General features: G+C 66.3%; 11 protein-coding genes and 2 tRNA genes. 4 read left to right on the forward strand and 9 right to left on the reverse strand.

The window, feature by feature from the left end; genetic code table 11:
• Window positions 1-37 precede the first annotated feature (37 nt).
• The 6 genes from HTA01S_RS15695 to hyfB are packed head-to-tail and all read right to left on the reverse strand — an operon-like array spanning window position 38 to window position 7220.
• Window positions 38-556: an NADH-quinone oxidoreductase subunit B family protein gene (locus HTA01S_RS15695; RefSeq protein WP_157572134.1), complete on the reverse strand. Its 519-nt coding sequence runs from the start codon at window positions 554-556 to the stop codon at window positions 38-40.
• Entirely contained in the window at window positions 553-2130 is a 1578-nt protein-coding gene (locus HTA01S_RS15700) for a hydrogenase large subunit (RefSeq protein WP_068173568.1), read from the reverse strand. Before HTA01S_RS15700 ends, HTA01S_RS15695 begins: the two co-directional genes overlap by 4 nt.
• Before the next feature lie 4 nt (window positions 2131-2134).
• Window positions 2135-3589, reverse strand: a complete 1455-nt coding sequence (locus HTA01S_RS15705; protein ID WP_068173570.1) for a hydrogenase 4 subunit F — start codon at window positions 3587-3589, stop codon at window positions 2135-2137.
• Window positions 3590-3592: 3 nt separating this feature from the next.
• A complete protein-coding gene (locus HTA01S_RS15710) occupies window positions 3593-4252 on the reverse strand; it encodes a formate hydrogenlyase (protein WP_068173572.1) in 660 nt (219 codons plus the stop codon).
• Window positions 4249-5199, reverse strand: a complete 951-nt coding sequence (locus HTA01S_RS15715) for a respiratory chain complex I subunit 1 family protein (RefSeq protein WP_068173574.1) — start codon at window positions 5197-5199, stop codon at window positions 4249-4251. The genes HTA01S_RS15710 and HTA01S_RS15715 overlap by 4 nt, the downstream gene beginning before the upstream one ends.
• Window positions 5196-7220: a hydrogenase 4 subunit B gene (hyfB, locus tag HTA01S_RS15720; protein ID WP_068173796.1), complete on the reverse strand. Its 2025-nt coding sequence runs from the start codon at window positions 7218-7220 to the stop codon at window positions 5196-5198. Before hyfB ends, HTA01S_RS15715 begins: the two co-directional genes overlap by 4 nt.
• Window positions 7221-7417: 197 nt before the next feature.
• Between hyfB and HTA01S_RS15725 the strand changes: the two genes are divergently transcribed.
• The 4 genes from HTA01S_RS15725 (at window position 7418) to HTA01S_RS15740 (ending at window position 12527) form a co-directional block, all read left to right on the forward strand.
• The gene (locus HTA01S_RS15725; protein ID WP_068173577.1) at window positions 7418-7630 is read left to right on the forward strand and encodes a DUF3460 family protein; all 213 of its coding nucleotides are present in this window, start codon (window positions 7418-7420) and stop codon (window positions 7628-7630) included.
• A gap of 29 nt (window positions 7631-7659) precedes the next feature.
• Window positions 7660-8511 carry a segregation and condensation protein A gene (locus HTA01S_RS15730; RefSeq protein WP_068173579.1) on the forward strand — a complete coding sequence of 284 codons (852 nt, stop codon included), beginning with the start codon at window positions 7660-7662 and terminating at the stop codon, window positions 8509-8511.
• A gap of 68 nt (window positions 8512-8579) precedes the next feature.
• Window positions 8580-10184 carry an L-aspartate oxidase gene (gene nadB, locus HTA01S_RS15735; protein WP_068173582.1) on the forward strand — a complete coding sequence of 535 codons (1605 nt, stop codon included), beginning with the start codon at window positions 8580-8582 and terminating at the stop codon, window positions 10182-10184.
• A 93-nt stretch (window positions 10185-10277) separates the two neighbouring features.
• Window positions 10278-12527 (forward strand): RelA/SpoT family protein, encoded by a 2250-nt coding sequence (locus HTA01S_RS15740; protein ID WP_068173584.1) that lies wholly within the window; start codon window positions 10278-10280, stop codon window positions 12525-12527.
• On the opposite strand, the gene greB is transcribed toward HTA01S_RS15740, so the two are convergent.
• From greB to HTA01S_RS15755, 3 genes are all read right to left on the reverse strand, one after another.
• Window positions 12528-13091 carry a transcription elongation factor GreB gene (gene greB, locus HTA01S_RS15745; protein ID WP_068173797.1) on the reverse strand — a complete coding sequence of 188 codons (564 nt, stop codon included), beginning with the start codon at window positions 13089-13091 and terminating at the stop codon, window positions 12528-12530.
• A 59-nt stretch (window positions 13092-13150) separates the two neighbouring features.
• Window positions 13151-13227 (reverse strand) — tRNA-Arg (locus HTA01S_RS15750).
• A gap of 29 nt (window positions 13228-13256) precedes the next feature.
• Window positions 13257-13333: transfer RNA gene (locus HTA01S_RS15755), tRNA-Ile, on the reverse strand.
• Between the last annotated feature and the right edge of the window lie 24 nt (window positions 13334-13357).

Here is a 13357-nt window from a genome sequence, read left to right on the forward strand (position 1 = left end):
ATTGCGCATGCCAGAAAGGGGTGGGTTGGCGCGACAACTACGCCACCCGCCGCCGCACCGCCGTGAGGATGCCGCGCAGGATGTCCACCGGCGGTGGTGGACAACCGGGCACCACCACATCCACCGGGATCACGTTGGCCACCCGCCCGCAGCTGGCGTAGCTTTCGCCGAAGATTCCACCGTCGCAGGCGCAGTCCCCCACCGCCACCACCAGTTTGGGTTCGGGCGTGGCGTCGTAGGTGCGCCGCAGCGCGGTTTCCATGTTGCGCGACACCGGGCCGGTGACCAGCAGCAGGTCGGCATGGCGCGGGCTGGCCACGAAACGGATGCCCAGCCCCTCCAGGTTGTAGTACGGGTTGGTCAGGGCGTTGATCTCCAGCTCACAGCCGTTGCACGAGCCGGCATCCACTTCCCGGATCGCCAGCGCCTGCCCCAGGATGCTCAACAGCTCGGCCTGGATTCGGGAGGCCTCGGCCTGCGCCGCCTCGCCAATGTCGGGCGCGGGCTCGCTGCGGATGCCCGTCTTGACGATCTGCCACGCGACTTTCCAAATCATAGATCGTGCCCCGAATAGCTGAGGTTGAACGACTTGTTGATCAGGGGGAAGTCGGCCACGATGTCGCCCATGATGGCGTGCTCCAGCACCGGCCAGTTCTGCCACGACGGGTCGTGCAAATGGCAGCGCGCGATGCGCGCGCCCGCCCCGCCCCCCGAGAGCTCCAGCGCCACGAACACCTCGCCGCGCCAGCCCTCCACCCAGCCCGCGCCCCGGCAGGGCAGATCGGGCAGCGCCAGCTCGCAGCGCACCGGCCCTGGCGGGAGTCCGCGCAGCAGGTCGCGCACCAGGCGGATGGACTCGAACACCTCGTCAAAACGCAGCGCCACGCGCGCCGCCACATCGCCGCCCCGGTGGGTTGCCATCGCCACCGCCAGCTGGTCATAGGGCGCCCAGGGGTGGTCGCAGCGCAGGTCCCTGGCCTGGCCGCTGGCGCGACCGGCCAGCCCGGTCAAGCCCAACCGGGCGGCCAGCGCGGGCGGGACCGAGCCGCAGCGCATCAGCCGGTCCTGCAGCCCCGCATGCGACTCGAAGACGGTGTACAGGCCGCGCACCTCGTTCTCCAGCCGTTCACAGGTCTGCAGCATCCGGTCGATCTGGTCGTGCGCCACATCGCCCTGGACGCCGCCGGGCTGGACGCAGTCCATCATCAGCCGGTGGCCAAATGCCGCGTGGGCGTCGCGCAGCCAGTCTTCGCGCAGGCGCGAGAACTGGGCCAGCGCGAACGCAAAAGCAGCATCGTTGCCCAGCGCACCCAGGTCGCCCAGGTGGTTGGCAATGCGTTCCCGCTCCAGCAGCAACGCCCGCAGCCAGGCGGCACGCGGTGGCACCACGGTCCGGGTGGCCGACTCCAGCGCCATGCAGTAGGCCCACGCAAAGGCCACGGTGCTGTCGCCCGACACCCGGCCCGCCAGCCGGTGCGCCTGCAGCGGCGCGAGCTGGGTCATGCGCTGCTCCACGCCTTTGTGGGTGTAGCCCAGGCGTTGCTCCAGCCGCAGCACCTTTTCGCCCACCACGGAAAACCGGAAATGGCCGGGCTCGATGATGCCGGCGTGCACCGGGCCCACCGCGATCTCGTGCACCCCGTCGCCAGCCACCTGCACGAACGGGTAGTCGGTCAAGGGCCCCGGCGCGGGTTCGGGCAGGGCCAGCGGGTTCTGCAGCAAGGGCGGCTGTTCCCTGGCCCAGGCGCCATGGTTCAGCCACGCCCGCTGGTCCTGCGCGCCTTCGGCGTGCACACCCGAGAGATCGGCGGCCGCGCGCTGCATCCGGCCCGCGGCCGGGAACACCGTGGCGAGGTCCGGGTACGGCGTGAAGCCGTTCCCCGCCACCAAGGGCAGGCTGAGCCAGAAAAGACCTTCGGGCGTGGCGTAGGCGGCGCACACCGCTTCGGCGCGCAGCGACCCTTCGGCCCCCGGCACCGCCTGGCCCGCCCAGAGCGCCAGCAGACGCCCCCCGGCCTCGCGCACCGCGGTGGCCGCGGCCATCCATTGCGCTTCGGTGACCTGCGCGTGCGCCATCGGCACCGGGGCCGGCAGCGGCGTGAACGCCAGGTCGAGGCCGGGTATCTTCATCGGTTCAACCTCCCAGCAAACGCGCTGCCTGCACGTACCAGGCGTTCAGGTAGGGCGGGATGTACAAGCCCAGCACCAGGCCCAGCGTCAGGTGCAGAAACACGGGGATCAGGGCCGGCGGGTGCGCCAGCGCCTTGAGCGTGGTGTCGCCAAACACCATGGGCAGCACGCGAACCAGCATGGAAGCGAACGCGACCCCGAGCGCCAGGAACAGGAAGGGCGTGGCCCACGGCTGGTCGCGCATGGCCGTGGTCAGGATCAGGAACTCGCTGGCGAACACGCCAAAGGGCGGCATGCCCAGAATCGCCATCACACCCAGGATCAGGCCCCAGCCCACCGTGGGGTTGACCTTGATGAGGCCACGGATCTCGCTCATGACCTGGGTGCCCGCTTTCTGCGTGGCGTGGCCCACGGTGAAGAAGATGGCGGACTTGACCAGCGAGTGCACCGTCATGTGCAGCAGGCCGGCAAAGTTGGCCACCGGCCCGCCCATGCCGAAGGCGAAGGTGATCAGGCCCATGTGCTCGATGGACGAGTACGAGAACATGCGTTTCACGTCTTTCTGACGCGACAGGAAGAACGCGGCCACCACCACCGAGAGCAGGCCAAAACCCATCATGAGCTGCCCGGCCATGTTGCTGTCCAGCGCGCCGTCGGTCAGCACCTTGAAGCGCAGCACGGCGTACATCGCCACGTTGAGCAGCAGCCCCGAGAGCACCGCGGACACCGGCGTGGGGCCTTCGGCATGCGCATCGGGTAGCCAGCTGTGCAGCGGCACCAGACCGATCTTGGTGCCGTACCCCACCAGCAGGAAGACGAAGGCCAGCGTCATGATGGCCGGGTCGAGCTGGTCCTTGATGCCGTTGAGGTCGCTCCACAGCAGCGATGCGTGGTCCAGCCCCATGGCCTTGTCGGCCGCCATGTAGACCAGGATGGTGCCGAACAGGGCCTGCGCGATCCCCACGCCGCACAGAATGAAATACTTCCAGGCAGCTTCCAGGCTGGCCGAGGTGCGGTACACGCTGACCAGCAGCACGGTGGTGAGCGTGGCTGCTTCCATCGCCACCCAGATGATCCCGAGGTTGTTGGTGGTGAAGCCCAGCAACATGGTGAAGCTGAACAGCTGGTACATGCTGTGGTAGAGCTGCATGCGCCGCGGCGTCATCTTGCCGTGGTCCTGCTCGATGCGCATGTAGGGCCTGGAAAAGATGGCCGTGGTCAGCCCCACGAACGCCGTGAGCGTGACCAGGAAAACGTTCAGCGGGTCGATGAAGAACTGCCTGTCCCAGACGTACTGCGGCCCCTCGTTGATGACCTGAGCCGTCAGGAAACAGGCCGCCACAAAGGTCCCCAGGCTGAAGACCACGTTCACATCGCGCGCGCGCGACCAGTGCCCGATGAAGGCCAGCGCCAGGCCCCCCGCCAGCGGCAAACCCAACACGAAGTACAACGCGCTCATGGCTCAGTCTTCCTTGAGCGACTCAAGGTTGTGGATGTCCAGGCTGTCGAACTTTTCCCGGATCTGGAACATGAACACGCCCAGGATCAACACCCCCACCAGCACGTCCAGCGCGATGCCGAACTCCACGATCATGGGCATGCCGTTGGTCACGGTGGTGGCCGCGAAGATCAGCCCGTTCTCCATCGACAGGAATCCGATCACCTGGGGAATGGCCTTGGAGCGGATGATCATCATCATGAACGACAGCAGCACACAGGCCAGCGCGATGCCCAGCGCATCGCTCGCGATGGAGTCCGACAGGCGCGACATCGGCAGGGCCAGGCTGAAGGAGAAGATCACCAGCGCGATGCCCACGAGCATGGTCGTCGGGATGTTCAGCAGCGTCTCCACGTCCCAGCGCACATTGAGGCGCCGGATCAGCCGGTGCAGCATCCAGGGAATGAACAGCACCTTCAGCACGAAGGTGATCGCGCCAGACACGTACAGGTCCGGTTGCCGGGTGACATAGCCCAGCAGGAACGACGCCGCCACCAGCGCGGCGCCCTGGATCATGAACAGATGCACCAGCGACACAACGCGCCGCTGGGAGATCATGGCGAAGGAGAGCAGCAGGATCAGGGTGGCGAACAGATTGATCAGTTGCGGCGCGTATTGGATCATCCCACCCCCAGCAGCACGTTCACCAACAGGCCGATCACCGCGAGCAAAAAAGCGGTGCCCAGGAACTCCGGCACCCGGAAGATCCGCATCTTGGCGCTGGCCGTCTCGATCATCGCCAGCGCAATGCCGCCCACCGCCAGCTTGAACACCAGCATGGGCAGGGCCAGCAGCAAGGCCATGGGGGCATGGGCCTGCGCCACGCCCCAGGGGAAAAACAGCGCCAGGCCGGCACAGGAGTAGGCAAACAACTTCAGGCTGGCGGCCCACTCCATCAGTGCGAGGTGGCGGGCGGAATATTCGAGCACCAGGGCCTCGTGGATCATGGTGAGTTCCAGGTGGGTGTCGGGGTTGTCCACTGGCACGCGCGCGTTTTCCGCCAGCGACACCATGGTGAAGGCCACGCCCGCGAGCAGCAGACTGGGGTAGATCGTCAGTTCGCGGTGGGCCAGCGTCTCCACCATGGTGGTCAGCGAGGTTGAGCCGGAGATCATCGAGGCGCAGAACAGCACCATCAGCAAGGCGGGCTCGGCCAGAAAGCCCACCAGCATTTCCCGTCGGGCACCGAGCGAGCCGAAGGCCGTGCCCACGTCCATCGCCGCCAGCGAAATGAACACGCGGGCCAGGGCGAACAGCCCCACCAGCGCTATCGCATCGGCCGCGGGCGAGAGTGGCAGGTCCGTGGACAAGGTGGGAATGATGGCGCTGGCCAGCAGCATGCAGCCGAACACCACGTAGGGCGCGATCCGGTACAGCGGCGAGGCATGCTCGGCCATGACGGACTCTTTGTGAAACAGCTTGTGCAACATGCGGTACGGCTGCAGCAAACCCGGCGCCGATTTGTTCTGCAACCAATGGCGCCACTGATTGACCCAGCCCGTGAGCAGGGGCGCCAGCAGCAAGGCCGTCACCAGCGCCAGCAGTTGTGAAAAAACGCCCAGGGCACTCATCGCTTCACCAGCAGCAGCAACACGATCAGCGTCGCGAAGCTGTACATCAGGTACACCGCAATCCGGCCCTGCTGGAGCAGCCCGACAAGCTTGGACACTTTGTCGACCAGTCGCGCCACCGGCAGGTACAGCCAGTGCCACAGCGGATCTTCGACCGTGACCGCGTAGGTGGGCCGCTCGTCAAACGCCGTGGGCAGTTGCCGCTGCATGCGGAAGATGGGCTCGAAGATCTGGCGGATGGGTTGCCCGAAGCCTTCGGCCGTGTCCTGCATGCGGGCGGTCTGCCACGGGTGGCCGCAGTCCCACGGCGGCACCCGGCGCAGGCGGCCATGGTAGAGCTTGCGCACCATCACGAACGCCAGGCCCATGCTGACCAGCACGCCCAGCAGGAAGATCACGGGGGCATAGCTGGCCCGCTCCACGCCCACCGGAACCAGCAGCCAGCCGCTGGCCGCAGCGTTCTGGGACATCCCCGCCTGCACCAGCCGCTGGGTGACCGGGCTGATCAGCGCAATCACCTGGTTCGGCAACAGCCCCAACACCACGCAACCGCCCACCAGCCAGAGCATGCCTCCGCGCTCCCAGGGCCCGGCATCGTGGGCGTCTTTCAGCTTTTCCTCGCGCGGCTGGCCCAGAAACACCACGCCGAAGTACTTGACCATGGTGTACGCCGAGAGGGCGGCGATCAGCGCGACCAGCGCCGCCATGACCGGCAGCAGCATGTCGAGCGACGGACTGGGCAGCCCCGTGGTGAACAAAAAGCTCTGAAGCAACAGCCACTCGGCCACGAAACCCCCGAAGGGCGGCAGACCGGCACAGGCCAGCACCCCGACCAGCGTGGGCCAGGCCACCCAGGGCATGGTGCGCATCAGGCCGCCGAGCTTGCCCAGGCTGCGTTCGCCGGTGGCGTGCATCACCGCGCCGGTGCTGCAGAACAGCAGGCTCTTGAAAAACGCGTGACCGATCATGTGGTACATCGCCGCCGTCAGGGCCAGGGCCGACAAGGCCTGCATGCCGTAGGCGGAGAACAGCAGCGACAAGCCAAAACCCGTGCAGATCAGCCCGATGTTCTCGATCGACGAATAGGCCAGCAAGCGCTTCATCTCCACCTGCACGGTGGAAAACACCACCCCGAAGAGCGCACTGGCCAGACCCACGGCCATCAGCAGGACGCCCCACCACCAGATGCGGGTCTGGAGCAGATCGAAGGACACCCGCAGGATGCCGTACAGCGCGATCTTCAGCATCACCCCGCTCATCAGCGCTGAAAACGGGGACGGGGCGGCGGGGTGTGCCTCGGGCAGCCAGGCGTGCAAGGGAAGCACGCCGGCCTTCGCGCCGAATCCGAACAGCGCCAGCACGAAGGCGGCCGACCCCCAGAACGGCGACAGCTGCTGGGCGCGCATGTTGGCAAAGGTGTAGTCCCCGGTGCCGGCCTGCAGCACCCCGAAACACAGCAGGATGCCCAGCGCGCCGATGTGCGCCACCAGCACGTAGAGGTAAGCGGCCTGTCGAATCTCCGGCATGCGGTGGTTGGCCAGCACGAGAAAGAACGACGAGAACGCCATGGTCTCCCACATCACCATGAACACATAGGCATCGTCGGCCATCACCAGCATGGCGATGCTGGCCAGAAAGACGTGGTATTCGAGACAGATGAGCCCCGGAGGCGTGCCTTCGCCACGCCGGAAGTAGCCTGCCGCAAACGTGGACACGCCGGCCGAAACGCCGCCGATCAGGATCAGGAAGAAAGCGGACAGGCTGTCGAGCCGCAAATGAAATGGCAGCTGAGGCAGGCCCAGCGGCAGCACCGCCACCTCCGGCGTGGCGAAAGCGGCACCGATGCCCACCGCCATCAGGACCACCGAAAAAAGGGCGCCCACGGGGAACAGCACCACGGCCACGAACCGAAACCGGCGCAGCGCCGCAACGCCTGCAACGCCGACCAGCAACCACGCCACGACGACCACCAGAACCCAGTCCAGATGGAGCCACGAGGCAGGTTGAGAAAAGCTGTTCATGGACCTTTCGCGCGTGTTGCGGACGCCCAAATGGTACGCCCGAAGCGGACCGACTCCAGTCGGCAAGCCGCTCACGGGCCTCGGCCTGATGCCGAAAGGACACAGACCGGTGCCGCCACGCAGCCCCGGATCGGGTCGGTGGGTCCGACCGGTAAAATCGGCGTTTTCCCCATCCAGCGCCGCCCGCGCCACCGACCATGTCTTTCTTCGCCCGCCCGCACTACACGTCTGACGCGACGCAGTTCATCGACAAGCTCAAGGCCGACAAGCCCACGCTGGAGCAGGAACAACGCCAGGGACGCGCCCTGCTGTGGGACAAGCAGATCGACCGCGATTTCCAGGCCAAGGCCGAAGCGACCACCGTGCCCCAGCAGCCGTACGTGTACCAGACCAAGGCCGATCAACACTGATTCCGGCCCCCCCCGTCCAGGCGCATGCCATGAGCCACGATTCGCCGGCTCTCGACGAGGCCCCGCAGGGGCTGGACGATGTGCTGCCCACCGTGGTCGACCATGTCGCGCTGGCGCGGCTGTATGGCGAGCCGCTGTTCACCATGCCGCGGGACCTGTACATCCCGCCCGATGCGCTGCAGATCTTCCTGGAGGCCTTTGAAGGGCCGCTGGACCTGCTGCTCTACCTGATCCGCAAGCAGAACTTCAACATCCTCGACATCCCGATGGCGGCGGTGACGCGCCAGTACCTGAGCTACGTGGACGAGATCCGCGCCAGCAACCTGGAACTCGCGGCCGAATACCTGCTGATGGCGGCGATGTTGATCGAGATCAAGTCGCGCATGCTGCTGCCGCCCAAGAAGGTGGCCGAAGGCGAAGAAGCCGAAGACCCGCGCGCCGAGCTGGTGCGCCGTCTGCTCGAATACGAACAGATGAAGCTGGCCGGGCAGCGTCTGGCCGAGATGCCGCAGTACGGCCGCGACTTCCTGCGCGCGCAGGTCTATGTGGAGCAAGCCCTGGTGCCGCGCTTCCCCGACGTGCATGTGCTCGACCTGCAGAGCGCCTGGCGCGACATCCTCAAGCGCGCCAAGCTGGTCCAGCACCACAAGATCAGCCGCGAGGAACTCTCGGTGCGCGAACACATGAGCATCGTGCTGCGCAAGCTGCAAGGCCAGCGCTTCGTGGAATTCGGCGATCTGTTCGACCCCACCCGGGGTTCGCAGGTGCTGGTGGTGACCTTCATCGCCATGCTGGAGCTGGCCAAGGAAACGCTGATCGAGCTCACGCAGGCCGAGGCCTTTGCCCCCATCTACGTGCGGCTGGCCTACTCTCCCAACTGACCTGAACTGGACACCGCGCCCCGCCATCCGGGCGCGCCCAGCACCACACCCCTTCACACCAGAGAGCCATGAGCGCCCACCATTCCTTTGACGTCCTCATCATCGGCAGCGGCCTGGCCGGCCTCACGGCCGCGTTGAAGCTCGCGCCCACCCACCGTGTGGCCGTGGTGACCAAACGCGGCATCTCCGACGGCTCCAGCAACTGGGCCCAGGGCGGCATCGCCGCCGTGCTGGCCGAGGGCGACAGCTACGCCTCGCATGTGGACGACACGCTGGTCGCCGGCGCCGGCCTGTGCGACCTGGAGGCCACGCGGTTCACGGTGGAGAACGCGCCGGCGGCCATTGCCTGGTTGCAGGAGCTGGGTGTGCCCTTCTCCACCGAAAACGGTGAACTGCACCTCACGCGCGAAGGCGGCCACTCCCACCGGCGCATCGTGCACGCCACCGACGCCACCGGCGCGGCCGTGCAGGCAACTCTGAGCCAGCTGGCCCGGGCCACGCCCGGCATCACCTTCTTCGAGAACCACATGCTGGTCGACCTGGTCACGGACCGCCAGTTGCCCGACCACAAGGCCGGCGTGGGGTCCACCCGCTGCTACGGCGCCTATGTGCTCGATGTGGACCGCGACGAGGTCGAGACCTTCAGCGCACAGCACACCATCCTGGCCACCGGCGGCGCGGGCAAGGTCTACCTCTACACCACCAACCCGGACACCGCCACCGGCGACGGCATTGCCGCCGGCTGGCGCGCGGGGTGCCGCGTCGGCAACATGGAATTCATCCAGTTCCATCCGACCTGCCTGTACCACCCCAACGTCAAGAACTTCCTCATCACCGAGGCCGTGCGGGGCGAAGGCGGGCAATTGAAGCTGCCACCACACCTGGGCAGCCACCGGTTCATGCCCGACCACGATCCGCGTGCCGAACTCGCGCCTCGCGACATCGTGGCCCGCGCCATCGACTACGAAATGAAGCGCCACGGCCTGGACTGCGTGCACCTGGACATCTCGCACCAGAGCCCCGAGTTCCTGAACGAGCATTTCCCCAACATCCTCGCGCGCTGCGCCGAACTGGGCATCGACATCACCAAAGAGCCGATCCCTGTGGTGCCGGCCGCGCACTACACCTGCGGGGGCCTGGTGACTGACCTGGAAGGCCACACCGACATCGACGGCCTGTACGCCGTGGGCGAAACCACCTGCACCGGCCTGCACGGCGCCAACCGCCTGGCCAGCAACTCGCTGGTCGAATGCATGGTGTTCGCGCAAGCCGCGGTGAAGGCCATCGGCACCGCCGCGCTGACCCCGCACCCGGAGATCCCGCTGTGGGACGACAGCCGCGTGACCGATGCGGACGAACAGGTGGTGATCTCGCACAACTGGGACGAGCTGCGCCGCTTCATGTGGGACTACGTGGGCATCGTGCGCACCAACAAGCGCCTGGAGCGCGCCGCCCACCGCATCACCCTGCTGCAGCGCGAAATCCAGGAGTTCTATTCGCAGTTCCATGTCACCCGCGACCTGCTGGAGCTGCGCAACCTGGTGCAGGTGGCCGACCTGATCGTGATGTCGGCCATGATGCGGCATGAGAGCCGGGGCCTGCACTACAGCCGCGACTACCCCGACCTGCTGCCCGAGGCCAAGCCGACGATTCTGGTGCCACCCTCGCGCTGAACCGGCTGGCGCGGTGCCAACACATAGGCGCTGCGCGCCGCGCCGCCAGGGGCCGCCCCTGCAGGCCCACCCGTCTCAGGCTAAAGTACGGGGATGACCACCGTGGCTGAAACCGGCAATACGAGATCCTCCGCTGCCCAGGCGCACCCGGCGGCGAGTGCCGCCGCGGCCAGCTTCGCGGCACTGGTGGGCAAGCTGGACTATCTGAGCCCGGCCGAGATCGAAAGCGTGCGCCAGGCCTACCGCTTTGCCGACGAGGCCCACCTGGGTCAGTTGCGCAAGAACGGCGACCCCTACATCACCCACCCCATCGCGGTGGCGGCCCAATGTGCCGAATGGAAACTCGATGCCCAGGCCCTGATGGCGGCGCTCATGCACGACGCCATTGAAGACTGCGGCGTCACCAAGGAAGAGCTGGTCCAGCGCTTTGGTGCGCCGGTGGCCGACCTCGTGGACGGGCTCACCAAGCTGGAACGGCTGGAGTTCGACACCCGGGAACAGAACCAGGCCGAGTCGTTCCGCAAGATGCTGCTGGCCATGGCCAAGGATGTGCGGGTCATCCTGATCAAGCTGGCCGACCGCACCCACAACATGCGCACCATGGGCGACATGCCGCGCAGCAAGTGGCAGCGCATCAGCAGCGAAACCCTGGAGATCTACGCCCCCATCGCGCACCGCCTGGGGCTGAATTTCACCTACCGCGAATTGCAGGACCTGGCCTTCCGCTTTCTCCACCCCTGGCGCTATGAGGTGCTGTCCAAGGCCCTGAACAAGTCGCGCACCCGGCGCCACGACCTCATTGCCCGGGTCCAGCGGGAGGTGGAGACCGCCTTCGCGCGCCAGGGCATGGGGGTGCGCATCCTGGGCCGTGAAAAGACGCTGAATTCGGTCTACCGAAAGATGGACAGCAAACACCTGTCGTTTTCGCAGGTGACCGACATCTATGGCTTTCGCATCATCGTCCCCGAGCTGACCGACTGCTACACCGGCATGGGCATCCTGCACCAGCTCTACAAGCCGGTGCCGGGCAAATTCCGTGACTATGTGGCCATCCCCAAGGTCAACGGCTACCAGTCGCTGCACACCACCCTGATCGGCCCGTTTGGCACCAACATCGAATTCCAGCTGCGCACCCACGCCATGGACGTGGTGGCCGAGTCGGGCGTGGCCGCGCACTGGCTCTACAAGGCCAGCGAACCGGGCAGCGACACCTCGCAACGCCTGGGCACACAGTGGCTGCAGTCCCTGCTGGACATTCAGCAGGAAACCCATGACGCGGGCGAGTTCTGGGACCACGTCAAGATCGACCTGTTCCCCGACGCGGTCTATGTGTTCACGCCCAAGAGCAAGATCCTCGCGCTGCCACGCGGCGCCACCGTGATGGATTTCGCCTACGCCATCCACAGCGGCGTGGGCAACCGGGCGGTGGCCGCCAGGATCAATGGCGAGCAAAGACCGCTGCGCACCGAGCTGGCCAATGGAGACGTGGTTGAAATCGTCACCGGCGACGCCGCCGAACCCAATCCGGCCTGGCTGTCCTTCGTGAAGACCGGGCGTGCCCGCTCCAAGATCCGCCATCACCTCAAGACCCTGGCGCAGGAAAAAGCCAACGAGCTGGGCGAGCGCATGCTCACCCAGGCCCTGCGCTCCGAGGGCATCGCCACCCTGCCGGACGAGGAAGGCGACTACAAGAGCACCTGGGAAAAGCTGCTGCGCTTCAGCGGCAACAAATCTCGCCACGAACTGATGACCGACATCGGGATGGGCAAACGCATCGCCAGCATGGTGGGCAAGAAGCTCGCCGTGCTGCTGTCGGAGACCGGCCTCAAACCCGACGCGCTGCTCATCAGCACCGAACGCTACGCCAGTGGCCAGGACGAGTCGGTGTCGCAGGGCGTGGTCAGTCTGGACGGCAGCGAGGGCCTGTCGGTGCAGTACGCCCCGTGCTGCCAGCCGATCCCTGGCGACCGCATCGTGGGTTATCTGGGGCGCGGGGAGGGTCTGGTGGTGCACGCCGAAGACTGCCCCACGGGCAAACGCCTGTTGCTGCGCGACAGCGAGCGCTTTCTGCAAGTGGAGTGGGCCGACGAGCCCGTGCGCCCGTTCGACACCACCGTGGTGGTCACGGTGGCCAATGGCAAGGGGGTGCTGGCCCGCGTGGCGTCGGCCATCGCCTCGGCGGAGGCCGACATCACCCATGTGGACATGGGCGACGAACCGGCTCAGACGGCCACCGACATCCGCTTCTCGGTTTCGGTGCGCGACCGCCAGCACCTGGCGGACGTGTTGCGCAGCCTCAAGCGCACGACCTCGGTCATCAAGGCCCAGCGCTTCAAGCCCTGATCAGGTCTTCGCCGCGGGTGCCGGATACGCCACCGACACGATCTCCAGTTCCTGCACCCCACCGGGCACCACCAGCCGCACCACCTCGCCCACGCGGGCCTTGAGCAGCGCACGCGCCACGGGTGACACCCAGCTGATCTGCCCCTGGGCACTGTCGGCCTCGTCCACACCCAGGATGGTCACCGTCGTTTCCAGCCCCGACTCGTCCGAGTAGGTCACGGTGGCGCCGAAAAACACCTGGTCGCCACCGTGGTGCATCGATGCGTCCACCACCTCGGCGATCTCCAGCCGCTGGGTCAGGAAACGGATGCGGCGGTCGATCTCGCGCAACCGCTTTTTGCCGTACAGATAGTCCCCGTTCTCCGAGCGGTCGCCGTTGCTGGCCGCCCAGTGAACGATTTCCACCATCTTCGGACGCTCCTCGTCCATCAACGTGAACAGCTCGGCGCGCAGGCGGTCGTAGCCGGCGCGCGTGATGTAGTTTTTGCCGCTGGGCACGGGCGCGGCGACGGGCAGTTCGTCGTCTTCGTCCTGATCGGACTCGCGGGTGAAGGCCTTGCTCATGGGTACGGTGTACAGCAGAAATGAAAAAGCCTGCAGCTTTTGGCTGCAGGCTTTCATTTTGGTGCGGCTGGCAGGAATCGAACCCACGACCCCTTGGTTCGTAGCCAAGTACTCTATCCAGCTGAGCTACAGCCGCGTAAGCCACGCATTGTAGCACGACTTTTTTGGTAGGCCGTGTTGGACTTGAACCAACGACCAAAGGATTATGAGTCCTCTGCTCTAACCAACTGAGCTAACGGCCCGCGAAGGGGTGGATTGTAGAGGCG

The sequence above is a fragment of the Hydrogenophaga taeniospiralis CCUG 15921 genome, assembly GCF_001592305.1.
Classification (GTDB): Bacteria; Pseudomonadota; Gammaproteobacteria; order Burkholderiales; family Burkholderiaceae_C; genus Hydrogenophaga; species Hydrogenophaga taeniospiralis.